A 24438-nucleotide genomic window follows, 5' to 3' on the forward strand; every position below is an offset into this window, starting at 1 on the left:
GGAGCCGGGGCGCCACGCGGCGCGGAATGCGGTTTCGGGGCGCAACATACTGATTTTGTCCGGCGGTGCCAGTCTTTTGCGGCGCCCGCGGGCGATGCCCTGATGTCCCGAGAGCCGTCTCCGTCCCCCTGGTGGTCGCCGCAGCGGCACGCCGACATCAGGCCATTCCTGCTGGCGCGCGCCGCCGTCATGCGCGGCTTGCGGGCCTGGTTCGACGAGCAGGGGTTCACCGAGGTCGAGACCGGCATCCTGCAGGTTTCGCCCGGCAACGAGACCCATCTGCACGCGCCGGCCACCGAACTGACCGGGGCGGATGGAACCCGGCATCGGCGGTATCTCAGGACCTCGCCGGAATTCGCCTGCAAGAAGCTGCTGGCGGCCGGCGAGCGCCGAATCTTCGAGTTCGCCCGCGTGTTCCGCGACCGCGAGCGCGGCGACCTGCATCTGCCGGAATTCACCATGCTGGAGTGGTACCGGGCCGAGGCGCCCTATGATGCGATCATGGCCGACACGGTGGTCGTGATCGCCCATGCCGCCCAGGCGACCGGAATTCGGCAGTTTGCCTTCCGCAGCCGGACCGCCGATCCGTTTGCCGAGCCGGAGCTGCTGACGGTCGCCGCCGCCTTCGACCGCCATGCCGGCATCGACCTGCTGGCGACGATCCGTGACCGCACGGGCGACCGTGACGCGCTGGCGGCCGCGGCCGATGGCCGGATCCGGATCAGCGACGACGACACCTGGTCGGACCTGTTCAGCAAGGTGCTGGTCGAGCATGTCGAGCCGCATCTCGGGCAGGGACGTCTGACCGTGCTATATGAATATCCGACGCCGGAAGCGGCGCTGGCGCGGGTCAAGGCCGGCGAGCCCCGGGTTGCCGAACGGTTCGAGGTCTATGCCTGCGGCGTCGAACTCGCCAATGGGTTCGGCGAGCTCACCGACGCGTCGGAGCAGCGCCTTCGATTCGAAGCCGAGATGGCGGAGAAGCAGCGGCGCTATGGCGAGCGCTATCCGCTCGATGAGGATTTCCTCGCCGCTGTGGCCGAGATGCCGCAGGCGAGCGGCGTCGCGCTCGGCTTCGATCGCCTGGTCATGCTGGCGGCCGGCGCGGTCAGGATCGATCAGGTGGTGTGGACGCCGCCGGCAGGAGAGAGATGAACAGGATCGAACGTCCTACGACGCTGCGGAGCGCAGCCGACCTCGTCGCGCAGGGCCTCGCCGACCCGGCCGAGCAGCCGGCGCTGGAGCGCGTGGCGCAGCGCTACGCGGTCGCGGTGACCACGCATCTGGCCGATCTGATCGACGCCGACGATCCCAACGATCCGATCGCGCGCCAATTCGTGCCGAGCGTGGACGAACTGAACGCAGCGCCCGGCGAGCGCGGCGATCCGATCGGTGACGATGCGCATGCGCCGCTGCCGGGCATCGTTCACCGCTATCCCGACCGCGTGCTGCTCAAGCTGGTCCATGTCTGCGCGGTCTATTGCCGCTTCTGCTTCCGCCGCGAGATGGTCGGGCCGGGCAAGGACAATGCGCTGTCGGAGGAGGCCTATCGCGGCGCGCTCGACTACATCCGCGGCCATGGCGACATCTGGGAGGTGATCCTCACCGGCGGCGATCCGCTGATGCTGTCGCCGCGGCGGCTGAAGGAGATCATGGCCGATCTCGCTGATATCGACCACGTCAGGATCATCCGCATCCACACCCGCCTGCCGGTCGCCGATCCCCAGCGCATCACGCCGGCCCTGGTCGACGCGCTCCAGGTGCCGGGCGCCGCGACCTGGGTCGCGTTGCACGCCAACCATCCGCGCGAATTGAGCCCGCCGGTGCGCGCGGCCTGTGCGCGGCTGATCGACGCGGGGATCCCTCTCGTGAGCCAGTCGGTGCTGCTGCGCGGGGTCAATGACGACGCGGCCACGCTGGCGGCCCTGATGCGCGCGTTCGTCGAGACCCGCATCAAGCCGTATTATCTGCACCACGGCGACCTCGCGCCGGGCACGGCGCATCTGCGCACCACCCTGGCACACGGGCAGGCGCTGATCCGGTCGCTGCGCGGCCGCGTGTCGGGCCTGTGCCAGCCGGACTACGTGCTCGACATCCCCGGCGGCTACGGCAAGGCGCCGGTCGGGCCGCAATACATCAGTGCCGAGGATTCTGTTGAGCAGGATCATGCTGCGGCTGCGCAAACGCGCTATCGTGTGGTTGACTATTGCGGCGAGGCGCACCTCTATCCGCCTGCGGGCGAATGATCTGACGCGCCGATTCCGCTGACACGGAGGAGCAACATGAATAGACTTGTGATCGCGATGGGGCTCCTGGTTCTCGTGGCCGATGGCGGAGCGCTGGCCCAGGGCGGCAGCTCCTCCGGCGCCGCCAAAGGGCCGTCGTCGATGGAAGCACCGCGAGGCCACCGTCAACCGCGTCCGGCCGATCTGCCGAAGGCCGATCAGGCCGAGGACAATTCGATGAGCGGCGTGAGCAAGGAAGACCGCGAGCTCGACCGCAAGATCAAGAGCATCTGCCGCGGCTGCTGATCGATCCCCGGCGGCGCGCAAGACACGCGCCGCGCGATTCATCCATCAGCCACTCATCCGGCCTCAAGCCGAGCGTTCGCGCATGGTGTCGCTCGCCTTGGTTCGCCGCGCCGCGACGGCGTCGGCGAGCTGCTCCAGCACCTCGACCGTCGTGTCCCAGCCGATGCAACCGTCGGTGATGCTCTGGCCGTAGGTCAGCGGCACGCCGGGCTTGACGTCCTGCCGTCCGGCCACGAGATGGCTCTCGATCATCACGCCGATGATGCGCTGCTCGCCACGGGCCAGCTGGTGCGCGATGTCGCTCGCCACCAGCGGCTGGTTCTCCGGCTTCTTGCTGGAATTGGCGTGGCTGGTGTCGATCATCAGCCGCGCCGCCAGGCCGGCCTTGACCAGTTCGGCGGACGCCTGCTCGACATGCGTGGCGTCGTAGTTGGGGCCGCTGCCGCCGCGCAGGATGATGTGGCAGTCCTCGTTGCCGGTGGTGGCCGCGATGCCCGAACGGCCGCCCTTGGTCACCGCCATGAAATGATGCGGATGCGCCGCCGATTTCACCGCGTCGGTGGCGATGCGGATGTTGCCGTCGGTGCCGTTCTTGAAGCCGACCGGGCACGACAGGCCGGAGGCGAGCTCGCGATGGATCTGGCTCTCGGTGGTGCGGGCGCCGATCGCCGCCCAGGCCACGAGGTCGGCGATGTATTGCGGCGTCGTCATGTCGAGGAATTCGCATCCCGCCGGCAGGCCGAGATTGTTGACGGCCGACAGCACGTTGCGCGCGAGCCGCAGACCCTTGTTGATGTCGAACGAGTTGTCGAGACCGGGATCGTTGATCAGGCCCTTCCAGCCGACGGTGGTGCGCGGCTTCTCGAAATAGACCCGCATCACGAGCTCCAGCCGGTCACCGAGGCGCTCGCGCAGGGCGGCGAGGCGGCCGGCATAATCGATCGCGGCGTTGGGATCGTGGATGGAGCAGGGGCCGACGACGACCAGCAGGCGGTCGTCGGCGCCGGTCAGGATGGCGTGGATGGCGTTGCGCGCGGCCATCACGACACGGGTCGCGGTGAGGGTGCGAGGGATTTCACCCATCACCTCCACCGGCGGGCTCAACTCCTCGATTTGCTTGATACGAAGATCGTCTGTGGTGCTCAGCACGGCGTGCTCCTGCGGTCTTGTGCGCTCCTGCCGGCCATAAAAAAAGCCGCCAGGCGGTCTGGCGGCTTGTTCGGATATCTTGCTGCAATGTGTCAGATTGAGCGCGATCCTCCCGCCGCCAGCGAGCTGTCGTAGCTAAAGTACCAATAGAAGCTGGTGGCGGCGTTGATCATGGTGATCCTATAGCGGCCTCGCGGCCGCGTGTCAAAACCTGCGACGCCGGCTCAGCCGTTGCGGGCGGCGAGCGCCATGCCGATCATCGACAGCCCGCCGAACAGCAGGTTGATGCCGACGAGCAGGCCGATGGCCCACATCGCCGTGCCCGGCAGCCCGGAAATGATGATGCCGGCAATCGCGATGTCGACGACGCCCGAGATCGCCAGCCACGACCAGCGTCCGGACAGTTCGCGCCGGTGCTCCAGCGCGTACATGATCGTGGCCACGCCCTCGGCGAGGAAATAGACGCCGACCACCACGGTCAGGGTCACCGTGCCCTGGACCGGCTGGGCCACCAGGATGAAGCCGGCGACGATGGCGAGAACCGCCGACAGCAGCGACCACCAGAAACCCGGCATGCTGCGCACCCAGAAGGTGAGCGCGAGCCCGGCGATGCCCGAGATCAGGAACATCCAGCCGAGAAAGATGGTGACGGCCAGGCTGGCCAGCGGCGTCAGGATCATGGCGGCGAGGCCGAGAACGGCCAGCAGGATGCCCTCGATCAGGAAAGCCTTCCAATGGGCCTGAACCGCCGCGCTCATTCGCGACCTCATGCGCTCGATCTCGGGCGGGACGGCATCCTGGGGAAGGGTCATGATCCAACTCCGACAAATTCGAAGCGCCGAACGTGGCGCCCACACGCCCCCGAGATGGTGAGCCGCCGCGGCCTGGACAAGCGCAAAGGACGAAGAGTTCGTGGCAGCACTCGGCACGGCGGATGCGAAAGGGCATCGTGAGCAAAATTCGCGGGAAGCGCAGAGTACGGCAGGCGAGGTACCGGCCGCGCGGCGTGCCGAGGTCCGGCCATCCAGGCTACGCCGTCGTTCGCATCCGGTTGCGGCCGAAGATGTAGATCGTCATCGTGACGATCAGCAGCGCGGCGCCGAGCACCATGGCCGTCAGTCCCAGGGGAACGAGCACGCCGGCGAGGTTGCGGTCGGGGTTGAGCAGCCAGTGCCGGACCGAGGTCAGCACGAATCCGAGCCCGATGAAGCCGGCCGCGCCGCCGAGCAGCAGCAACGCCCACATCCGGCGCAACTGGCTCAGCCGGGCGCGCGCGACGTCCGTTCGCGGCGTGTGGTGATGGGCCACTTTGCGGACCAGGCGTATGGCGAGCCCGATCGAGGAGAATCCGATCAGCACGCTGACGCCGCCGAGCCAGAGCCGCATCGTCGGATCGAGGCCGGTTCCTCGCTGCAGCATCAGCAGCGGATAATCGAACGCAGCGTGCAGCGCGACCGGGGCAGCCAGCATGAGCGCCCAGCTCGAGATGCGGGCCCAGTCGCGGTTGTGGCGGTTGGCGCCGAGCGCCGTCCCGGTGCGGGCGATCGCGAGATAGGCGCCGGCGATGATGCCGAGCGCGCCGTGGAACGGCACCGTCAGCACGCTGCGCAACACCGCCAGCGAGCGCCACATCTCGGCATGCTGGACCAGATAAGCGAGGTTCTCGTAGGCGGCGAAGCCGAGCCCGACCGCCGCGCCGTAGAACACCGTGTCCATGGCGTTGCCGAACTGCCGGCGCCGCGACGAGATGGCGGCGATCACGGCCACCTTCGCGATCTCCTCGGGCAGCGCGACGCTGAATAGCGCGCGGCTGAGCTGCGCCGTCCAGGGATTGTCGATCGACAGGCCGATGTTGTGGAACGGCATCCTGACGACGCCGAGCAGCACGACGCTGGCCGCGCCGAGCAGGAAGGCGGTCCAGATCTTGAGCGGAGGGCCGGAATTGTCCGCAGCGGCGACCACGAGCCACAGGATCAGAAGCGCGGGCGCGATCGCGGCGGTGCCGATGACGGTCGGGAGGGCTTCGAGCAGGTTCATTTGTGGTGGCAGATAAGCCATGTTGTCCGATCGTCCAATGCCGCCGGCGAAACCGCGTTCCCCTTCCGTGCGTGGCATTGATTTGTCATCGGTCTGCGGCTGCACGGCAAGACCAACCTGCAGGCCATGACGCCGCAGGAAGCATCATCGGACCCGGAAGACGGCGCGGGGACGCCTATCGGATCTGTCAGCTGCGTGAGACCGTCGCGCCTCGACACGTTCTCACTGGCGGCCGTCGTCTCGGGAATTGTCCGATCGGAGCAGGCCAGCGACATCACCAGGTCCGGGTGGATCTCGGCGCGGCAGCATCGCCGTCACGTGCCGGCGTCTCCCTGCGAGGCTGGACCGGCGTCCAGGCGTCGGTTCGGGACGGTGCTGGCGCCTGGGCCGTTGTGGGCGTCTCCACGCAGCTCAATCTCGGGGTGGGATCGGCGACCCGCCGGCATTCCAGGCCCTCGGCCAAGGCGGCCTGACTGACGACGCACGCAACGACGACAAGAAGAACTCTCATGGGTGCCCATCCTTCCTACGCGACCCGTCATACAATTCTCGGCGCGATCACGTCGAGGGCGATGCCGCGCCTTGGTTCGCCCCAAAAGTGTGCAAATGTTTGGCCAATCTGCCGCCGTCATTCAAAATTCCTGCTGAGGACGTGCGCGCAAATGCGTCGCATTGCACGTGATGGGGGCGTTCGTGTGGGCGACCTCGCAAGGTTCAGCCGCGACGTTTCGGCCGGTGGACGAACGGGCTTGCCGTCACGCATCGATCATGATCGGTTCGCGGCATGAATCATTCCGCTTTGCCTCGCTATCGCCGGGGCTGGGTCGACGACGCCGTCGCGGCCATCGAGGCCGACCAGTGCCGGACGGCCGACACCCACCTCATCCGCCTGATCGTGCCGGCGCTGGCCGGCATCGACCTCTATCTGAAGGACGAGTCGACGCATCCGACCGGCAGTCTGAAGCATCGGCTGGCCCGCTCGCTGTTCCTGTATGCGCTGTGCAACGGCCACATCCGTGAGGGAACGCCGGTCGTCGAAGCTTCGTCCGGGTCGACGGCCGTCTCGGAAGCCTATTTTGCGCAGATGATCGGCGTGCCGTTCTACGCGGTCATGCCGCGCACCACGTCCGCGGAGAAGATCGCGGCGATCACCCATTACGGCGGCAATTGCCACCTGATCGACGACGGCCGGTTCCTCTATGCCGAGGCGGCGGCGCTCGCGAGCCGCCTCGGCGGCCACTACATGGACCAGTTCACCTTCGCCGAGCGCGCCACCGACTGGCGCGGCAACAACAACATCGCCGAGTCGATCTTCAACCAGTTGCAGGGCGAGCGCCGCCCCCTGCCGGAATGGATCGTGATGGGCGCGGGCACCGGCGGCACGTCGGCGACGATCGGCCGCTATCTGCGCTATCGCCGGCATCCGACGCGGCTGTGCGTCGCCGATGTCGAGCACTCCGCGTTCTTCGACGCCTTCTGCAAGGGCGATTGCGCGCAGACCTGCGAGCGGCCGTCCCTGATCGAGGGGGTCGGCCGTCCGCGCTGCGAGCCGTCCTTCGTGCCGGGCGTGGTCGACCGCATGATGAAGGTGCCGGATGCCGCCTCGATCGCGGCGATGAACGTGCTGACGCGCCGGCTGCGGCGGCCGGTCGGCGGTTCGACCGGGACCAATTTCCTGGTGCTGTGCCGTCTCGCGGCCGAGATGCGGCACGCCGGCGTGGCCGGCTCGCTGGTGAGCTTGATCTGCGATTCCGGCGAGCGCTACCGCCAGACCTATTACGAGCCGCAATGGCTCGCTGCCCGCGGGCTCGATCCGGCGCCCTGCGAGGCGGCGCTGACGGATTTCCTCGATCACGGCGCAGCGCTGCGCCTCGACGTCGCCGACGCCGCCAATCCCTGCCATCCTTGAAGAGCGGGCACGAGAACGGCCGGCCTTGCCTCGGGCAAGACGGGCGGCGAATGCCCGGCAACATGCGCAGTCCCTGATCTGGATCAACGAACGGCTCGCGGAACTGCGGTTTGGTCGCAACCCTGCGACAGACCTCGATGGGCTCGCGGCAACTCTGGTTCTCGGCCACGGGCAGGGAAGGACGATCAGGCAATGGATTACGACAGCTATTTCGACCGCGCCCTCGACCAGTTGCACAGGGAAAGCCGCTATCGCGTGTTTGCCGATCTCGAGCGTCTCGCCGGCCGCTTTCCGCGCGCGATCTGGCATTCGCCCGAGGGTCCGAAGGACGTCGTCATCTGGTGCTCCAACGACTATCTCGGCATGGGCCAGCATCCGAAGGTGATCGGCGCCATGGTCGACGTCGCCGCGCGCATGGGCACCGGCGCCGGCGGCACCCGCAACATTGCCGGCACCAACCATCCGCTGATCGAGCTGGAGCGCGAGCTCGCCGACCTCCACGGCAAACAGGCGGCGCTGGTGTTCACCTCCGGCTACGTCTCCAACGAGACCGGCATCTCGACGATCGCAAAGTTGCTGCCCAACTGCCTGCTGTTGTCGGACGCGCTGAACCATAATTCGATGATCGAGGGCGTCCGCAAGTCTGGCGCGGAACGGCAGATCTGGCGTCACAACGACCTCGCCCATCTGGAGGAGCTGCTGCGCGCCGCCGATCCCGACCGCCCCAAGCTGATCGTCTGCGAGAGCCTGTATTCGATGGATGGCGACGTTGCTCCGCTGCACCGCATCTGCGATCTGGCCGAGCGCTACGGCGCGCTTACCTATGTCGACGAGGTCCATGCGGTCGGCATGTACGGCCCGCGCGGCGGCGGCATTGCCGAGCGCGACGGCGCGATGGCCCGCATCGACATCCTCGAAGGCACGCTCGCCAAGGCCTATGGCTGCCTCGGCGGCTACATCGCCGCCAATGCCAATCTGATCGACGCCGTCCGCTCCTATGCGCCGGGCTTCATCTTCACCACCGCGCTGCCGCCGGCGGTGTGCGCCGCCGCGACGGCGGCGATCCGCCACCTCAAGACCTCGCAATGGGAGCGCGACCGGCACCAGGACAGGGCGGCCAGGCTGAAGGCCGTGCTCAACACCGCCGGCCTGCCGGTAATGCCGTCCGACACCCACATCGTACCTGTGCATGTCGGCGATCCCGAGAAGTGCAAGACGGCCTCCGATCTGCTGCTCTCCGAGCACGGCATCTACATCCAGCCGATCAACTATCCGACCGTGCCGCGCGGCCTGGAGCGGCTGCGGATCACCCCGTCACCCTACCATGATGACGGCCTGATCGATGCGTTGGCCGAAGCGCTGGTCGACGTCTGGGACCGGCTCGGACTGCACCGGGCACCGCAGGCGCTGGCGGCGGAATGAGCCTGTCCCGCTGAGCTGTCACGCCGCCCTGTCAGTTTGATCTGCCGCAATGCCGCCCGCGCTCGTGCGGGCGTAGTCTCCGGCGTGAGGAGACAGGCCGGTTCGGCACGGCCGGGCCGGCGCACAGGCGAGGCAGCCATGGCAAAGATCATCGAAGCGCTGCTGCAGGAGCACGAGAATCTCGAGAAGCTTCTTTCGGTGCTCGAACACGAGCTGGAGCTGTTCGATCACAATCGGCGGCCCGACTACGACATCCTGCAGAGCATCATCGCCTATTTCGAAGACTACCCGCAGCGCTGTCATCATCCCAAGGAGGAGATGATCTTCGGCAAGCTGCGCATCCGTGACCCGGCGGCCGCCGCGACCTACGGCGATGTCGACGACGAGCACGAGACCGAGGCGCTGCGGCTGCGCGGCTTTGCCGAGGCGGTGAACGCGGTGCTGTCGGACCAGGAAATCCTGCGCGAGAGCTTCCACGCCGCGGTGCACCAGTTCATCGACAGCCAGCGTGAGCATTTGCGCAAGGAGGAGACGCTGCTGTTTCCTGCCGCCCTGCGTGCACTGCACGCGGAGGATTGGGCCGATATCGATGCCCGCATGTCCGACCGCAAGGACCCGCTGTTCGACGGCGACGTGGCCGAGAAATTCCACAATCTGGAGCGGAGCATTCTGCGGTGGGAACAGGAAGCGGAGCTGGCGCGAACGGCTGGACGCTGACGGACACCATGTCTCACGGGCGCATTGTCTCAATTGCGCCGGGCAGCCAGACGTCTATAATTCCCGATCAGGGGCAGGTAACTTCTTTCACGGAGTTGGCTATGACCGCTTTGACCACCAGGCTCGAGCCGGTCCCCGCGACATTGGCGGGCGGCGTCGATCCCGCCGACAGTCCGGCGCGGACGCCGATGTCGCAGCAAAGCGCCTTCGGCTGCCACGGCTACGACATCCATCTGCAGGAGTTCGTACGCCTGTCGGGCTGCCAGGAGCGTGCGCTCCGGCGTGAGAAGAAGCGCGCCTTGGTCCTGAGCTGACGGCGCGGCCGCCGTCCGACGCCGCAGACGACGACCGATCCGTCGCCATCAGATCCGGGAATGCTCGTTCAGCGCTGCAAGGAACCGCTCGCAGTCCGCGTACGCGCTTTGCTCGCCCGGTGTTTTGCTGCCCGGATCGCTAACGTGTCATTAATCAGCCGGCGCGACCCTCCTCGCATACTCCCGCGAGGGAGTGCGATGGAACCGGACCGCCGGAGCCGGCAGTCGCGACAAAAGGCCGGCGGCGTAACGCCCGCCGGCCTTCTTGCGTGCGCGGGGCGGGGCGTATCGTGGTCGAGCCAAGCCCCGTCATCCCCCACGTGCCGTCTCAGTTGCGGCGTGCCAGCGAGCGCAGGAAGCCCTGGTATTCCTCGTTCAGCTCCATGTCGACGGCAGGCGCCAGGCGCAGCAGCACGTTGGCAATGAAGGCCTGGTCGTTGCGCGGCTCTTCCAGCACCTCGCGCAGCACCGGGACGTTGTCCTCGATGTGATGCAGGAAGGCGACGCCTTTCTCGGCGGTCTCGGTCCAGCGCGCCCGCGTCCATTTCGCCAGCGGATACATGATCTCGTGAATGAAGTTGGATTTGCGCGCCTTCTCGAAGAAGCGCAGGCCCGCGCTCCAATATTCCTTGGCGCGCAGCGGCGGCGGAGGCAGATCGCCTGCCAGCATCTTCTTGCCGGCCTGGCCGACGAAATCATCGAGCGTGGTCGGTGCATCGATTGCAGCGCGGAAGTGCCAGAGCGCGAACGAGCCTGGAAAATCCTGGCCCAAGCGATCGAGCAGGGCGGTCTCGACCTTGTCGAGCGCGGCCTTGTCGCCCTTCAGCGCCGCCGTCATGGCAAAGGCGAAAAGCGCATCGTTGCCGACCTCGTGGACGCCGCCGTTCTTGAGTTGCGCGGCCGACAGAGCCGGCGTCTTGCCGTCCGCGGGCACCACGGCCTCGCCGGCGCGCTGCGCCTTGATGAAGGCCGTAATCTCCAGCCACCCCATCAGGCTGGCGATGAAGGCATCGGGATCGACATGTACGATCGCGAGATTGAGCGGCTCCTTGCGCGTCCTCAGCTCCGTCATGTCGGTCATGTCGCACTCCGTCGCCGCAGCCCGTCCGCGTGCCGGTCGTTCTGTCGCGTTTGCGACAGGACGGCGCGGTCAACGAGATCTTTGCGGGCTGAGGCAGCAAGAAGGGTGCCAGCGCTTCGCCCCTGCGGGCCGACCGGCGTACGGAACAGGTCTTGCTCGTCCTGCTTCGTCATTCGCAAACGAAAGCACGAGGAGGGCCCGCGCTTGTTCACCCGCGTCTGCAAGGCCGACACGATCGACGAAGGCGGCATGCGGCTCGTCATCGCCGACGCACAGCTCATCATCCTCGCCTGGCCCGACGAGGGGGAGCTCAAGGCATTCCAGGGCGTCTGTCCGCACACGGCGGCGCCGATGGAGGAGGCGGGTTTCGATGGCCGCCTGCTCAGCTGCCCCGTGCACAACTGGACCTGGGACGCGCTGACCGGCCTGCCGGTGCACCCGCCGGAGAGCGCCCTGGCCGAGTATCCGGTCAAGGTCGAGGACGGCGTGGTCTATGTCGACACCGACGGGATCTCGCCGTTGTTCGCGGCGCGTTGAACTTCGCCTCATGAGGCCGCAAAGTCCGCCACGGGCGGCTTGCCCGGCCGGGCAAACGCCTCTATACGTTCGGCGCGCGCGGCACGGAATCACCGTCGGGTGGTTCAGCCGACCTCGCAAAGCATGGGCGCAAGCTGCTGTTTTGCTGAAGGTTTTACCAAGAACGTGCAAGCGGCGATGGCGCCGGGGCGTTGTGCTCCGTCACGTCGTGCGTATTGCTCCCTTCGTCTATCGGTTAGGACGCCACCCTTTCACGGTGGAGAGAGCGGTTCGATTCCGCTAGGGAGCGCCACTTCGCGCCGCTCATTCTCAATCGCTTGAACGTCGAACCTTCATCCTTAGTGCCGCCCGTGGTCTCCGTACCTCTACGCAGCGCCGTCTCTGTCTGGTCCAATCAACCGTCCATTAGGGTCCTTGCCGTACTTCGGCGGGGGAGCAGGAGCAGGATGATGGCCGCGATCAAGAAGCGGGAAGCCCGCAAGTCGATGAAGCAGCCGGCGTGGATCACGCTGGATGGCGGATTCGCGGTGCGGCATTGCCTGGTTCAGGACATCTCCAGCGCCGGCGCCAAGCTGACCCTGGAGGATGCGGCGGCGCTGCCGGCGACGATCCGGCTCGCCTTTGCGCGCGATGCGCGCACCGGTCGGCTGTGCCAAGTGGTCTGGCGCCGCGGCGCCTCGGTCGGCGTCAAGTTCATCGGCAAATAGCAAACAGGGCCTTGCTGACCCAAGGTCGGAGCGCGCAGCGGACGGGTTTCGGCGAGCGCCGCCGCCGAAGATGCGCTAACAAGCGGCCATGCTCAGATCCATCGCCCTCGGCGCGCTCGCCTCGCTCGTTCTCGTGACCATCGCATCGGCGGGCTCGCCGGGTGAATCCTTGCTGTCGCCGAAAGCCGCAACAACGAGCCGACCGGGACCTCGTCCCGGTGCCGCCACCGCCAATCCCTGCGCGGCCTACGGCGCCAACTTCAGGCGGATCGAGGGCACCGACACCTGCATCAAGGTTGGCGGGGCGGTGGGCGTCGCGACGGGCGGGTCAATCGGGCGTTGAAGCACGGGCCCGCTCACGACAGCGGAGGGGCGACATGGTGAATGAATCCCTCGCGCTGTGAGATTCGCCGGTACCAGTTCATCATGTGAGGCAGCTCCGGCTTGACGACGCCCTCCACACCGAACCAGCGCCGCGCATAGCAACCGAGTGCGATGTCGGCGAGTGTGAAGCTTTCGGCTTCGACATAGGCCCGCGTCGACAGATGCGTATCGAGGATGCGCCACATCGATGCGGCCTCGTCGGCGGCCTTCTGCAGCGCATTCATGTCGCGTGCCGCGGGCGGGGTGCGGACGAGGCCCCAGAACAGCGGACGCTCGATCGGCTGCACCGTCGACAGCGTCCAGTCCAGCCAGCGTTCGACCGCGGCGCGTTGTCGCGGCTGGCGCGGATAGAGCGACGCCTCGCCGCCATGGGCGAGGCAGAGATAACGCAGGATGGCGTTGCTCTCCCACAGCACGAAATCGCCGTCCACCAGCGTCGGGATCCGGCCGTTCGGATTCATCGCGAGATAGTCGGCCTCGGTGTTGCGGCCGAACTGCATGCCGGCATCGATGCGCTGGAAGCCTGCGCCGAGCTCGGCAAGACACCACAGCACCTTCTGCACGTTCACCGAATTGGGACGGCCCCAGATCGTCAGTCTGTTGTCGGCGGACACGTTCGGCTCCTGTCTTGCTATGCGCTACGGGCGTCATTGATACTGCATCTCACGCAAAAAGCCCCGCTGCGGGCGGGGCTTTTCGGTCGAACGGTGAGTTCTCGGTGATCAGCGGCCGAAAAACAGCCACAGCAGAATGATCACCGGGATTGGCACGCCCAACAACCACAGCAAAAGTCCTCGACCCATCGCGGCCTCCTCATACTCTCGTCGTTTCATCGATCGCAGCGACAACGCGAGCATGGCCTCGATGTTCCGGCATTGTTGGGCGGACGGCCGTCGCTCACCAATGCCCGGTGTTCGGCATCGACAGCCACGGCTCGGCAGGGGCCTTCGGCTCGCCCTTCTGCAACAGCTCGATCGAGTGCAGGTCGGGCGAGCGGACGAAGGCCATGTTGCCGTCGCGCGGCGGCCGGTTGATGGTGATGCCGAGCTTCATCAGGCGGTCGCAGGTGGCGTAGATGTCGTCGACCTCATAGGCGAGATGGCCGAAGAAGCGGTCCTCGCCGTAGCTCTCCTCGTCCCAATTGTAGGTGAGCTCGACGAGCGGCGCGCCGCGCGTGGACGGCAGGCTCTTCAGCAGGTGTTCATCTTCGGGTGCGCAAAGAAACACGAGGGTGAAGCGGCCCTTGTCGTTGTCGATGCGGCGCACCTCCTTGAGGCCGAGCGCATCGGAATAGAATTTCAGCGCTGCGTCGAGATTGCGCACGCGCAGCATGGTGTGGAGATAACGCATCGTTTCTTGTCTCCCTGAACGTGAAGCGGGTGTTCAACGGCCGCTTGCGGACCTCGATCCATAGCAGCAATCGGCTCTCCCGCGCATCAGCCCTGGTCGCACACGATTGCCTGCTCGCGGGGAATTGTGGCTCGTCCGATCGCCCGTCGGAAGCGATCCGTGCAGCGGACGCGGGTTCGCCGTATGCCAGCGAATCGCTATTTTGGCAGTGATTCGCGGCGCCGATGAACGGCGCGATGCGGCCATATGCAGGTTTTTCAGCGCTTTTCGGCGGTCTGGTGCGGCCAAAATCACGCAGGAGAGTCGAAAATGCCTGGAAATATAGGGGAAAATGAATCACATGCTCCATTCGATCGGCATCGCAGCTTGACTTCTCCTCGCTGCATTGGAATTTTGGCGCCGCTGTGGGTGCTTCGGGGCCCCTTGAAATGCAGGAGAATCCCGAAATATCGCGGGGTGATACGCCACCAGACGACTGAAGTCCCGGCTGTGCAATGCAGCCAGAAAGCCCCGACCAGTCTGCGCAGCAATGCGCTGATAGCCGCGCAGTCGTCACGTCATTCATCGGTACCAATCCTAAGGAGATACGATGGCTACCCAACTTTCCAAGTCGCAACTGATCGAGAAGATTGCGACCACGACCGAGCTGTCCAAGCGTGACGTCAAGAACGTCATGGAGACGCTCACCGACGTCGGCCACAAGGAGCTGAAGAAGAACGGCGTGTTCCTGGTGCCGGGCTTCGCCAAGTTCGTCGTCGTCAAGAAGCCCGCCGTGAAGGCGCGCAAGGGCACCAATCCCTTCACCGGCGAGGAGATGATGTTCAAGGCCAAGCCGGCCCGCAAGATCGTGCGCGCCCGCCCGGTCAAGGCTGCGAAGGACGCCGTCGCCTGATCCGACCGCATCGGCCGTGATCGCGATCAGAGGCCCCCTGCAGAGGGGGCCTTTTTTCGTGGGAAGGATTTCTGGGAAGGATTTCGTGTCGTTGCCGATGAGGGCGGCTGCGCCGGCACCGCGAGCTGCAACGATCCGCTGAAACGACAGCAGCGCCAGCACGACGGAATATGTTCGTCGCCTGGCGCCACCCTCGAAAAAACTGGGCCCTGAAATCCCCAGTGATCATGTGTCTTGGTCAGCCCCAGGAAGGTTCAAGAGATTTCGGCATTGATTTCGATTGCACCGCCAATTGGCGGCAAAGGCTATCACTGTTGAGCGGAGACGATTTCATCCCGCACGGTGCAACCTCCGTTCTGAGAACGGCCAGCGCCGGCGCCGCCCAGACACCCCTGGGGACAAGTTCGCGTTTGTTGCGCAGCAAGTGATTGATCCCGCGGCCTTAGAGGCGACGGTCTGCGGCTGTGGACAGGCTGAGGATTGGTTGTGGAGAACCGGGCGTCGGTGCCCGCATTCTCACACCTGGTCGGCGCCGAGATCGGCGGGATCGACAGGCGCGTCCGGCGCGGCGCTGACAGAGTCACTCCCGCTGTGATGCGACGCGATCACGACGAAACCGCCATAGCCGATGATGTTGAACAGAAGCTCGAGCCAGGACGCCATTTTCGATCCATCCCAACGTCGTCCAACTCTTGGACCTGCTTTTCGTTCCGGCGCGTATGCGCGTACCTGAGCTGAAACCAATCCGCCGGTGCCTGCGTTGTTTCGACGCAATCGAATCGGAGGACATGACCATGAGAAAAGCACTGGCTGTTCTGGCGACCGCTGGCGTGGTCGCCGCACTCGCCGCGCCGGCGCCGGCTGAGGCGCGCGGCATCGGGCCGGGTCTCGCATTCGGCCTGGCCGCAGGGGCGCTGACGGCGGGAGCGCTGGCGGCATCCCAGCCCTACTATTATGGCCCGAACTACGGCTATTACTACGGTCCGCGCTACGCCTACGGGCCCGGGCCATATGCCTATTACGGCGGCCCCTATTATCATCGGCCTCACTATTGGCGCCACCACTGGTAAGCGCGCTCGAGCCGTTCGATGCAGCGTCGTTCGATGCAGAGCCCGGGCAAGCCCCGGGCTCTTGCTTCATGCACTGCGCGACCCGGCTCTAGTCCGCTGCCTCGCCACGCTGGGCCTTTCTCCAGGCCTTCCGCGCAAATTCTTCGCGTTCGCGGGCGAACTTCTCCTGGGTCGTCTTGAAGCGCGCAATTCGTGCCGTGATCTCGGCGCGCTCCTGCGTGCGCCGATTGTCCTGTGTCTCGTCGTGTCCCACGAAGCCTCTCTGCGTCGATCACTATCGGGCGAGTCCGGCCATGGGACGCGTGACAAACTTCCTGGCGAATCGCTGACGCGATGTGGCTGCCGGATTGAGGCGTGATTGCGGAAACCCCCGCTTGGCAGGGCGCGAAGCGCGCCCAAAGCTGGGGAGAGCGGCCGGCCGATGAGCGAGGTCTCGCCGCCATCCTGCGGTAGAGCCCGCGATCGAGACTCGCAACGCTTGCAGTCCGATCGCCATCGGTGCGATTGGCTCGAGGTGCTGCCACCGGCGGGTGCCGCCGCGGACGTGGTATGAAGAGGCGATCAACGACGCGACGCGTGATGGTTCGGAGCCACTGCCCAATGATTGCATCCGATCTGCAGGAGGGCGTGAACCGCCTGGGCGACATGATCGCCGCCGCCAGGGTCATCGTGCCGTTTACCGGCGCCGGCATCTCGACCGAGGCCGGCATCCCCGACTTCCGATCCCCGGGCGGACTGTGGACGCGCAACCGGCCGATCCATTTCGAGGAGTTCGTGGCCAGCCAGGACGCGCGCGACGAGGCCTGGCGCCGGCGCTTCGCGGTGCAGGAGACGTTTGCCGCGGCGCGGCCCGGGCGCGGTCATCGCGCGCTGGCGTCGCTCTACCGCGCCGGCAAGATCCCGGCCGTCATCACCCAGAACATCGACAATCTGCACCAGGAGTCCGGATTTGTTGCTGATCATGTCATCGAGTTGCACGGTAACACCACCTATGCGCGCTGCATCGGCTGCGGACAGCGCTATGCGCTCGGCTGGGTGAAGGAGCGCTTCGATCTGCATGGTGCCGCGCCGGATTGTCCGGCTTGCGCCGCGCCGGTGAAGACGGCGACGGTGTCCTTTGGCCAGGCCATGCCGGAGGACGAAATGCGGCGTGCGACGGAGCTCGCGCAACATTGCGATCTGTTCGTCGCAATCGGTTCATCGCTGGTGGTGTGGCCGGCGGCGGGCTTTCCCTTGATGGCAAAGCAGGCGGGTGCGCGCCTTGCGATCATCAATCGGGAACCAACGGATCAGGACGACATCGCCGACCTCGTCATTCGCTTCGATATCGGTGAAGTACTCGGACCATTCGTCCGTAATTGAACGGAAATTGATGCATTTTTGTCGGCAAGTCTGTTCATATGCCTCACTGAATCCGATTTTTGTCTATGCGCGGCACGAGGGAATGTTATCTTTGATTCGAGAGATTCGCGTGACTCGTCTTGGGTATAGGTGATGAGCACGCGCAGGCGCCGTTGCAGGGGTGGCGGCTCACAATTCATCTGTGAGGTCCGGGGTTATGGGGTCGGACGGATTTGAGTCCAAGAAGCTTGGAGTACCGGTGACTGGTGCAACTACACCAAACCGGCTCGGAGCAGAGTATCAAGGCGGCGTCGCACGCGACCAGGCGATCGATGCGCTTGCGGGGCTCGGCGAGAATCTCGTCGAAATCGGCGGCGTCATCAAATGGTTCGACGCCTCGAAGGGATATGGCTTCATCGTTCCCGACAATGGTTGGCCGGACGTGCTGCTGCACGTGACGGTGCTCAGGCGCGACGGCTACCAGACCGCCTATGAAGGTGCACGCCTGGTGGTGGAGTGCGTCCAGCGCGCCAAGGGCTATCAGGCGTTCCGGATCGTTTCGATGGACGAGTCCACGGCGATCCACCCGGCGCAGATGCTGCCGCCGCGGACCCATGTGACGGTGACCCCGACCAGCGGACTGGAACGTGCGCAGGTCAAGTGGTTCAACCGGCTGCGCGGTTTCGGCTTCGTGACCTGTGGCGAGGGGAGCCCGGATATCTTCGTCCACATGGAGACCCTGCGCCGGTTCGGCATGACCGAGCTGCGGCCCGGGCAGTGGGTTCTGGTGCGGTACGGGCCGGGCTCCAAGGGCATGATGGCGGCCGAGATCCACCCCGAGACGGGATCGCCGGCGCTGTCGTCGCACTGAGCGGAGCATCGCCTGAGATTGCAGAGCCCCGGCGAGCCGGGGCTTTGTCATTGTTTGGTCTGGGCTTTTGGCGAGGGGGCGGCAAACGGACCGCCCGCGGCCTTGCTGCGGAGGCTGCGACCGTGTAGTGACGTGGTCCTTCCAGGACAGTCGTCCTTCGGCGACCGTGGTCTTTCGAGGACATCGGGGTATAGCGCAGCCTGGTAGCGCGGCAGTTTTGGGTACTGCAGGTCGTTGGTTCGAATCCAGCTGCCCCGACCATCGTCTCTCACGGTGAACATGCCCGAGCGCGCCGGGTGGCGGCGCGGTATCGAGGCCCGGCAGGGCGGCCAATCGATCGAAACACGGAAATCGCCGCGGCGTTGGTGCGAGCTGCCGACACGAGATGTCGCTATGTCGGCCGTGCAAGAGGCCTGAGAGCGCTCGCCGCACCCGAAAAAAATCCGGATGCTCCCGCAGCGGCAAAACCCGGGAGCATCCGAAGTGGTGCGGGTGAATCCGGGGAAGGAACATCCGCGAGCCCCGACCTCATCGCAATCCCGGTTTCGCGTCTTTGCGCTAAATCAAATCAACCGCGGGGGGCGCGCCGCGACCGCGCTCGGCGCGCTGCGCGGCCGGCGTTGCGCGCAGGCTACAGTGCGAGGGTCGCGCTTCAAAAAACGACACCGGCCGCGATCAGCGGCCGGTGCGACAACAATGAAGCCATCGGTTCTGTGGCGCGAGGGCGGTTCCGCTCAGCCCGCGGTGCCCGTGGCCACCCGGGGCGGCGCCATCTTGAAGTGCTGCTTGGCATAGGCCACGATCTGGCGATCGGTCGGATGATCGGCGGCCTCGACGGCGACGATGCGCTGTCCGATCGCGGGATGTTTCTCGCGCAGATGCTTGGCGAGCTCCGTCTTCGCGCTCGCGGGGCCGATGATCAGGATCTCGCCGGCATCGTTGAGCGCGCCCGCAATCTCCTCCAGAAAATGCTTGTCGGGCGCCGCGTGGCCGCTGCCGGTCGCGTTCGCCTTGTGGTGCAGATGTTTGGTCTGCAGATGCGGATGCAGCGTCAGTTCGTCGGAGCCGGTCAGGCCAATGTGAAACAGCTTGGCCTCGCTGTGATCGAGCCACACGACGGCATGGAAATGGGTCGGCATGATCTGGTCCTCGTCAGCAAATCGCCGCCGTGGCGGCATGCGCGTCGACAGCGAGCGCCGCGACAGGCGGCACCATTCGTGATGCGGACCTTAGCCAGCCCCGATCGCGCCGGGCTTGATGCAGGTCAACCGATCCCGCCGCCTCGCGCACGCGCCTCGCAAAGGCCGTCTCATTTGGGCGCGGGCGGTTTTGGCAGCGGCTTGTCCTGCCGCTTCGACCAGGAGATGTAGTAGGCCACGGTCGTCATGATCGCGATGCCGGCCGCGCTCACCAGGATCTGCGCGAGCAGCGAGCCCGAGCTGAGCATCAAGGTGAAATGGCCGATGAAGGACAGGAAGACGCCGACACAGAATACCGCGAGCGATTGCTGGCCGCAGACCACGAGCGGGTCGAAGCCCTTCCACTCCAGGCCCGACCATTCCTTGGGCACGAAGCGGATCACCAGGATCACGATGACGACGAAATGCAGGAAGCGATAGGGCGCGAGGTTGGTCTTGTCGTTCGGGTTGAACGCCGAATAGAGCCAGTGCGGCAACATCGCGCCGAGGTCCGGGAAGCGGCCGGCCATGGTCATGACCAGGGCGAACAGCAGATAGGCCAGACAGAAATACAGCGTGGCCGGCGCCATGATGATGCCCATCGAGCGACGGGCGCCGCCGAGCGCGCACCATGAGCCGAACACGAACAGCACCTGCCAGCAGTATGGATTGAAGTACCAGGTGCCGGCCGGGTAGGCGGCGAAATTCCAGCCCATCTGGCGCGCCACGAGCCAGAGCACGATCGAGGCGATCATGGTCAGGTCCGGCTGGCGCAGCATCAACCAGAGCACCGGCGGGAAGACGCCCATCAGCACGATATAGAGCGGCAGCACGTCGAGATTGACCGGCTTGAACTTCAGGATCAGGCCCTGCGCCAGCGTATCGCTGGCATGGTCGACCAGACCGGCGACATTGAACTCGTCGATGATCTCGGAGACCCCGAACCGGGTCGCCAGATAGCTGATCGCGACGATGTAAATCACGAACAGCACGATATGGGCGATGTAGAGCTGCCACACCCGCTTGGTCAGGCGCGTTGCGCCGACGATGAAGCCGCGGTCGATCATCATGCGCGCATAGACGAAGGACGCGGTATAGCCCGAGATGAACACGAACAGGTCGGCGGCGTCGCTGAATCCGTAATTCCGGGTCGTGACCCAGTTCACGACATTGTCGGGGATGTGGTCGAGATAGATCGCCCAGTTGGCGATCCCGCGGAACAGGTCGAGCCGAAGGTCGCGCCCTCTGTCGGGCAGCGTGGCATTGATTTTCATGGCCGCTTCAACGCACTGTTTTGAATGGAAAACGTTCGGGGAGCAGAGGGGCGCCGCGGCAATCGACCGAGATTGTCACGGGACGGCAGAATGACTATACGGAGCACGATAGACGGTCACGTCCAGGATGGGAATCACCGTTCGTGCCGAAACTTGCCTGTACCCCATCCCGGCCGCTTCCGCCAAACGCATCACGACCGCTGCTTCGAGGGCCCTTCCAGCCATGACCGCACGCATTTTCAAGCCCGCCAAGAACGCGATGCAATCGGGCAAGGCCAAGACCCGGGACTGGCAGCTGGACTATGAGCCGGAGCAGCCGCGCGCGGTCGAGCCGCTGATGGGCTGGACGTCCTCGTCGGACATGAAGCAGCAGCTCACCTTGCGTTTCGACAGTAAGGAAGAGGCGATCGCCTATTGCGAGCGCAAGGGCATTCCCTATCAGGTCATCGAGCCGAAAGAGCCGGTGAAGCGGCAGATCGCCTACGCCGACAATTTCTCGTTCCGCCGTGGCGAGCCCTGGACGCACTGAAACGCACTGATTTTGCCCCACGGACCCGGGGGGCATCGATCTCTTGGCCACGCCACGGATACCGTGCCTCGGTCGCCTATCCGGGTGCGCCGTGGCCGGTCGGGATCGGCACCGGACCGTCCTTCGACTGGCCGAGCACCGGAAAGCTCCGGATGGCGCGGACGCCGGGCAGCGCGGCGAACTGGCGCAGCTGCCGGCTCATGCCCTCGACACCGGGCGAGACGCATTTCAGCAGGAAGTCCGCATCCCCCGACAGCCGCCAGCATTGCTGGACCCAGGGCAGGGGCGCGATCGCGGCTTCGAATGCCTCGAGCGCCGTCTGGTGCTGGCTGTCGAGCTGGATCGTGACGAACGAGACCACCTCATAGCCGAGCAGCCGCTCGTCGATGGTGGCGCGGATCGCCTTGATGACGCCGTGGCTGCGCAGTGCCCGGACACGACGCAGGCAGTTCGGCTGGGAGATTCCGACCCGCTCGGCCAGCTCGTTGATGCGGATGCGGCCGTCGGCCTGCAACTGCGTCAGGATGCTGCGGTCGATCTCGTCGAGCTCGGGGCGCTGCGTCATCTCGCCTGATGCCTATTCGGATGGGCCGCTGGAGCCTGCGCCGGTCGGCGCGCTCCGCGGCATCACACCGGAGAGCACCAGCTTTTCGTGGGCGGCGATGATCGCATCCTTGGTCAGCCGGCCGCCCGGACGATACCAGCTGCACAGGCCGGTCAGCAGGGCAATGATGGCGAATGTTGCGACCTGGATATCGACCACGTCGAACACGCCGTCCGAAACGCCGTCGGTGAGAATGTCGGCGAGCTGCCGCTCATAGGCGCCGCGCAGCGCCACCACCGCCTCATAGTTGCGAGGATCGAGGCTGCGCAGCTCCGAATTGGCGATGAACACCTCGCGCTTCCGGGTCATGTGGTAGCTGACGTGGAAGGCGACGAACGCCCGCAGCTTTTCGAGCGGGCCCTGCTTGTCGCGCAGCGCCAAATCGAGCTCGCGCAGGAGGTCGTTGATGTGGTCCTGGATCAGGTCCGACAGCAGCTCCTGCTTGGTGCTGATATGATTGTAGAGAGACCCTGGCTGAATCCCGACCTCGGCGGCGAGCTGCCGCAGGCTCATCGCCTCATAGCCGTGCTCGAAGATCAACCGCAGGCCGGCCTTGCGGATCGCCTCCATCGTCGTCGGACCATGCGACCCGATCGTGCGCGCCATCTCATCCTCGCCGGGCGATCATAGGGGCGCCGATCAAGGCGGCCCGACACGGCCCGTCATCCTGCTGGGTACGAAAACACTCGTCTTCTCAAAGAGAAGCTCATTGGCTCGAACTCTACAACAAATCGCTTGAGAATAGAATTTAAAAACGTATGATCGTTTAATTCGAGAATAAAGGACGGCCCTCAGTGGTCGCCGAGGGGCAGGGAGGGACAGCGTGCCGGCAAAGATGATACACCCGCTGTCGCAGCGGTCTCCCCGGCCGCGTGCGGTCTGACGCGCGCTCCACGGCTCCTCCTCCGGCCCCAGCAACGAAGACGCCGATCATGACGCTTCATTCCTCCGTCGATCCCTCGTCGTCCGATTTCGCGCGCAATACGGACGCCATGCGCGCACTCGTGGCCGAGCTGCGCAGCAAGCTCGCGCAGGTCGCCGAGGGCGGCGGCGAGGCCTCGCGCAAGCGGCATTTGTCGCGCGGCAAGATGCTGGCGCGCCAGCGCGTCGACCTGCTGCTCGATCCCGGCACCGCGTTTCTGGAGCTGTCGCCCCTGGCCGCCCATGGCCTCTACGGCGGCGACGTGCACTCGGCCAGCATCGTCACCGGCATCGGCCGCGTCGCGGGGCGCGAATGCGTCGTCGTCGCCAACGACGCCACCATCAAGGGCGGCACCTACTATCCCATGACGGTGAAGAAGCATCTGCGCGCGCAGGACATCGCGCGGCAGAACAATCTGCCCTGCGTCTACATGGTCGATTCCGGCGGCGCGTTCCTGCCGCTGCAGGACGAGATCTTTCCCGACGAGCGGCATTTCGGCCGGATCTTCTACAACCAGGCGCAGATGTCGGCCGCGGGCATTCCGCAGATCGCGGTCGTGATGGGCTCGTGCACGGCGGGCGGCGCCTATGTCCCGGCGATGTCGGACGAGAGCATCATCGTGCGCAATCAGGGCACGATCTTCCTCGGCGGTCCACCGCTGGTGAAGGCCGCGACCGGCGAGGTGGTGAGCGCCGAGGAGCTCGGCGGCGCCGACGTGCATTCGCGGCAGTCGGGCGTGACCGATCACTATGCGCAGAACGATGCGCATGCGATCGGCATCGCGCGCCGCATCGTGGGGACGCTGAAGCCGCCAGGCGCGCGCACCGTGCTCAACATGCGCGAGGTCCGCGAGCCGCGCTATCAGGCGGAGGAGATCTACGGCGTGGTGCCGGCCGACGGCCGCAAGCCGTTCGACGTGCGCGACATCATCGCCCGCGTGGTCGACGGCTCGGAGTTCGACGAGTTCAAGAAGCTCTATGGCCAGACATTGGTGTGCGGCTTCGCCCATATCTGGGGCCATCCGGTCGGTATCATCGCCAACAACGGCATCCTGTTCAGCGAGAGCTCGTTGAAGGGGGCGCACTTCATCGAGCTGTGCTGCCAGCGCAACATCCCGCTGGTGTTCCTGCAGAACATCACGGGCTTCATGGTCGGCAAGAAGTACGAGGCCGGCGGCATCGCGCGCGACGGCGCCAAGCTGGTGACGGCGGTCGCGACCGCGTCCGTCCCGAAGTTCACCGTCGTGATCGGCGGCTCCTATGGCGCCGGAAATTACGGCATGTGCGGCCGGGCCTACGCGCCGCGCTTCCTCTGGATGTGGCCGAATGCGCGCATCTCGGTGATGGGCGGCGAGCAGGCGGCGATGGTGCTGAGCCAGGTCCGCCGCGACGGTATCGAAGCCAAGGGCGAGAGCTGGCCGTCCGAGGAGGAGGAGAAGTTTCGGGCGCCCATCCGCGCGCAATACGAAGCGCAGGGCAATCCGTACTACGCGACGGCGCGGCTGTGGGACGACGGCGTGATCGATCCCGCCGACACCCGCCTCGTGCTCGGGCTCGGATTGTCCGCCGCCGCCAATGCCCCGGTCGAGCCGACCAGGTTCGGCCTGTTCAGGATGTGAC

Annotated in this window: 29 protein-coding genes and 2 tRNA genes; 18 read left to right on the top strand and 13 right to left on the bottom strand. The window is 65.7% G+C overall.

What is annotated here, in order from left to right:
• Positions 1-102: 102 nt before the first annotated feature.
• From epmA to ACQR1B_RS23605, 3 genes are read left to right on the top strand one after another with little or no spacing between them, the layout of a single operon-like run.
• On the top strand, positions 103-1155 hold the full coding sequence (gene epmA, locus ACQR1B_RS23595; RefSeq protein ID WP_434833957.1) for an EF-P lysine aminoacylase EpmA: 1053 nt from the start codon (positions 103-105) through the stop codon (positions 1153-1155).
• A complete protein-coding gene (locus tag ACQR1B_RS23600; RefSeq protein ID WP_434833958.1) occupies positions 1152-2246 on the top strand; it encodes a lysine-2,3-aminomutase-like protein in 1095 nt (364 codons plus the stop codon). The genes epmA and ACQR1B_RS23600 overlap by 4 nt, the downstream gene beginning before the upstream one ends.
• 36 nt (positions 2247-2282) lie before the next feature.
• Entirely contained in the window at positions 2283-2531 is a 249-nt protein-coding gene (locus ACQR1B_RS23605; protein ID WP_434833959.1) for a hypothetical protein, read from the top strand.
• Between the two features lie 63 nt (positions 2532-2594).
• Here the strand turns inward: ACQR1B_RS23605 and ACQR1B_RS23610 are convergent, their stop codons facing one another.
• The 3 genes from ACQR1B_RS23610 to ACQR1B_RS23620 form a co-directional block, all read right to left on the bottom strand.
• Complete coding sequence (locus ACQR1B_RS23610) at positions 2595-3680, bottom strand: 3-deoxy-7-phosphoheptulonate synthase (RefSeq protein WP_434833960.1); 1086 nt, start codon at positions 3678-3680, stop codon at positions 2595-2597.
• Positions 3681-3904: 224 nt separating this feature from the next.
• Entirely contained in the window at positions 3905-4492 is a 588-nt protein-coding gene (locus ACQR1B_RS23615; protein WP_434833961.1) for an HdeD family acid-resistance protein, read from the bottom strand.
• 217 nt (positions 4493-4709) lie between these two features.
• The gene (locus tag ACQR1B_RS23620) at positions 4710-5738 is read right to left on the bottom strand and encodes a PrsW family intramembrane metalloprotease (protein ID WP_434833962.1); all 1029 of its coding nucleotides are present in this window, start codon (positions 5736-5738) and stop codon (positions 4710-4712) included.
• Positions 5739-6501: 763 nt separating this feature from the next.
• Here ACQR1B_RS23620 and ACQR1B_RS23625 point away from each other — a divergent pair.
• From ACQR1B_RS23625 to ACQR1B_RS23640, 4 genes are all read left to right on the top strand, one after another.
• Positions 6502-7626, top strand: coding sequence for a PLP-dependent cysteine synthase family protein (locus tag ACQR1B_RS23625; protein WP_434833963.1), 1125 nt, complete (start codon positions 6502-6504; stop codon positions 7624-7626).
• Positions 7627-7818: 192 nt separating this feature from the next.
• A complete protein-coding gene (gene hemA / locus ACQR1B_RS23630; protein ID WP_434833964.1) occupies positions 7819-9048 on the top strand; it encodes a 5-aminolevulinate synthase in 1230 nt (409 codons plus the stop codon).
• Positions 9049-9186: 138 nt separating this feature from the next.
• Positions 9187-9765: a hemerythrin domain-containing protein gene (locus tag ACQR1B_RS23635; protein ID WP_434833965.1), complete on the top strand. Its 579-nt coding sequence runs from the start codon at positions 9187-9189 to the stop codon at positions 9763-9765.
• Positions 9766-9866: 101 nt separating this feature from the next.
• The gene (locus tag ACQR1B_RS23640; RefSeq protein ID WP_434833966.1) at positions 9867-10079 is read left to right on the top strand and encodes a hypothetical protein; all 213 of its coding nucleotides are present in this window, start codon (positions 9867-9869) and stop codon (positions 10077-10079) included.
• 328 nt (positions 10080-10407) lie between these two features.
• On the opposite strand, the gene ACQR1B_RS23645 is transcribed toward ACQR1B_RS23640, so the two are convergent.
• Positions 10408-11160, bottom strand: coding sequence for a hypothetical protein (locus tag ACQR1B_RS23645; RefSeq protein ID WP_434833967.1), 753 nt, complete (start codon positions 11158-11160; stop codon positions 10408-10410).
• Positions 11161-11364: 204 nt separating this feature from the next.
• Here ACQR1B_RS23645 and ACQR1B_RS23650 point away from each other — a divergent pair, with 204 nt between their 5' ends.
• The 4 genes from ACQR1B_RS23650 to ACQR1B_RS23665 all read left to right on the top strand — a co-directional run bounded on the left by ACQR1B_RS23650 (position 11365) and on the right by ACQR1B_RS23665 (position 12747).
• Positions 11365-11697 carry a Rieske 2Fe-2S domain-containing protein gene (locus ACQR1B_RS23650; RefSeq protein WP_434833968.1) on the top strand — a complete coding sequence of 111 codons (333 nt, stop codon included), beginning with the start codon at positions 11365-11367 and terminating at the stop codon, positions 11695-11697.
• A 217-nt stretch (positions 11698-11914) separates the two neighbouring features.
• Positions 11915-11989: transfer RNA gene (locus ACQR1B_RS23655), tRNA-Glu, on the top strand.
• A gap of 154 nt (positions 11990-12143) precedes the next feature.
• Complete coding sequence (locus ACQR1B_RS23660) at positions 12144-12404, top strand: PilZ domain-containing protein (protein ID WP_434833969.1); 261 nt, start codon at positions 12144-12146, stop codon at positions 12402-12404.
• An 88-nt stretch (positions 12405-12492) separates the two neighbouring features.
• Positions 12493-12747: a porin gene (locus ACQR1B_RS23665; RefSeq protein ID WP_434833970.1), complete on the top strand. Its 255-nt coding sequence runs from the start codon at positions 12493-12495 to the stop codon at positions 12745-12747.
• Positions 12748-12760: 13 nt separating this feature from the next.
• Here the strand turns inward: ACQR1B_RS23665 and ACQR1B_RS23670 are convergent, their stop codons facing one another.
• The 3 genes from ACQR1B_RS23670 to ACQR1B_RS23680 form a co-directional block, all read right to left on the bottom strand.
• Positions 12761-13402: a glutathione S-transferase family protein gene (locus ACQR1B_RS23670; protein WP_434833971.1), complete on the bottom strand. Its 642-nt coding sequence runs from the start codon at positions 13400-13402 to the stop codon at positions 12761-12763.
• Between the two features lie 108 nt (positions 13403-13510).
• Complete coding sequence (locus ACQR1B_RS23675) at positions 13511-13645, bottom strand: hypothetical protein (RefSeq protein WP_434833972.1); 135 nt, start codon at positions 13643-13645, stop codon at positions 13511-13513.
• A gap of 40 nt (positions 13646-13685) precedes the next feature.
• A complete protein-coding gene (locus tag ACQR1B_RS23680; RefSeq protein ID WP_434833973.1) occupies positions 13686-14138 on the bottom strand; it encodes a VOC family protein in 453 nt (150 codons plus the stop codon).
• 589 nt (positions 14139-14727) lie between these two features.
• Here ACQR1B_RS23680 and ACQR1B_RS23685 point away from each other — a divergent pair.
• Positions 14728-15030, top strand: coding sequence for an HU family DNA-binding protein (locus ACQR1B_RS23685; RefSeq protein ID WP_006614754.1), 303 nt, complete (start codon positions 14728-14730; stop codon positions 15028-15030).
• A gap of 516 nt (positions 15031-15546) precedes the next feature.
• Here ACQR1B_RS23685 and ACQR1B_RS23690 read toward each other — a convergent pair.
• On the bottom strand, positions 15547-15693 hold the full coding sequence (locus ACQR1B_RS23690) for a hypothetical protein (protein WP_434833974.1): 147 nt from the start codon (positions 15691-15693) through the stop codon (positions 15547-15549).
• 131 nt (positions 15694-15824) lie between these two features.
• Between ACQR1B_RS23690 and ACQR1B_RS23695 the strand changes: the two genes are divergently transcribed.
• Complete coding sequence (locus ACQR1B_RS23695; RefSeq protein WP_434833975.1) at positions 15825-16100, top strand: hypothetical protein; 276 nt, start codon at positions 15825-15827, stop codon at positions 16098-16100.
• Between the two features lie 88 nt (positions 16101-16188).
• Here ACQR1B_RS23695 and ACQR1B_RS23700 read toward each other — a convergent pair whose 3' ends face one another.
• Positions 16189-16353 carry a hypothetical protein gene (locus ACQR1B_RS23700; protein ID WP_434833976.1) on the bottom strand — a complete coding sequence of 55 codons (165 nt, stop codon included), beginning with the start codon at positions 16351-16353 and terminating at the stop codon, positions 16189-16191.
• A gap of 347 nt (positions 16354-16700) precedes the next feature.
• Between ACQR1B_RS23700 and ACQR1B_RS23705 the strand changes: the two genes are divergently transcribed.
• From ACQR1B_RS23705 to ACQR1B_RS23715, 3 genes are all read left to right on the top strand, one after another.
• On the top strand, positions 16701-17462 hold the full coding sequence (locus ACQR1B_RS23705; protein ID WP_434833977.1) for a Sir2 family NAD-dependent protein deacetylase: 762 nt from the start codon (positions 16701-16703) through the stop codon (positions 17460-17462).
• 196 nt (positions 17463-17658) lie between these two features.
• On the top strand, positions 17659-18312 hold the full coding sequence (locus ACQR1B_RS23710) for a cold-shock protein (RefSeq protein WP_434833978.1): 654 nt from the start codon (positions 17659-17661) through the stop codon (positions 18310-18312).
• A gap of 184 nt (positions 18313-18496) precedes the next feature.
• Positions 18497-18573, top strand: a tRNA-Pro gene (locus ACQR1B_RS23715).
• A gap of 473 nt (positions 18574-19046) precedes the next feature.
• Here the strand turns inward: ACQR1B_RS23715 and ACQR1B_RS23720 are convergent.
• A complete protein-coding gene (locus ACQR1B_RS23720; protein WP_434833979.1) occupies positions 19047-19451 on the bottom strand; it encodes a translational machinery protein in 405 nt (134 codons plus the stop codon).
• Between the two features lie 170 nt (positions 19452-19621).
• Entirely contained in the window at positions 19622-20764 is a 1143-nt protein-coding gene (locus ACQR1B_RS23725) for an OpgC domain-containing protein (RefSeq protein WP_434833980.1), read from the bottom strand.
• 223 nt (positions 20765-20987) lie between these two features.
• Here ACQR1B_RS23725 and ACQR1B_RS23730 point away from each other — a divergent pair, with 223 nt between their 5' ends.
• The gene (locus tag ACQR1B_RS23730; RefSeq protein ID WP_434833981.1) at positions 20988-21293 is read left to right on the top strand and encodes an ETC complex I subunit; all 306 of its coding nucleotides are present in this window, start codon (positions 20988-20990) and stop codon (positions 21291-21293) included.
• A 76-nt stretch (positions 21294-21369) separates the two neighbouring features.
• Here ACQR1B_RS23730 and ACQR1B_RS23735 read toward each other — a convergent pair whose 3' ends face one another.
• A complete protein-coding gene (locus ACQR1B_RS23735; RefSeq protein ID WP_434833982.1) occupies positions 21370-21858 on the bottom strand; it encodes an Lrp/AsnC family transcriptional regulator in 489 nt (162 codons plus the stop codon).
• A gap of 12 nt (positions 21859-21870) precedes the next feature.
• Positions 21871-22503 (bottom strand): TetR/AcrR family transcriptional regulator, encoded by a 633-nt coding sequence (locus ACQR1B_RS23740; RefSeq protein WP_434833983.1) that lies wholly within the window; start codon positions 22501-22503, stop codon positions 21871-21873.
• Positions 22504-22829: 326 nt separating this feature from the next.
• On the opposite strand from ACQR1B_RS23740, the gene ACQR1B_RS23745 reads away from it, so the two are divergent.
• Positions 22830-24437, top strand: a complete 1608-nt coding sequence (locus ACQR1B_RS23745; RefSeq protein WP_434833984.1) for a carboxyl transferase domain-containing protein — start codon at positions 22830-22832, stop codon at positions 24435-24437.
• Position 24438 lies beyond the last annotated feature (1 nt).

The organism is Bradyrhizobium oligotrophicum, from assembly GCF_051168495.1.
GTDB classification, from domain to species: domain Bacteria; phylum Pseudomonadota; class Alphaproteobacteria; order Rhizobiales; family Xanthobacteraceae; genus Bradyrhizobium; species Bradyrhizobium oligotrophicum_A.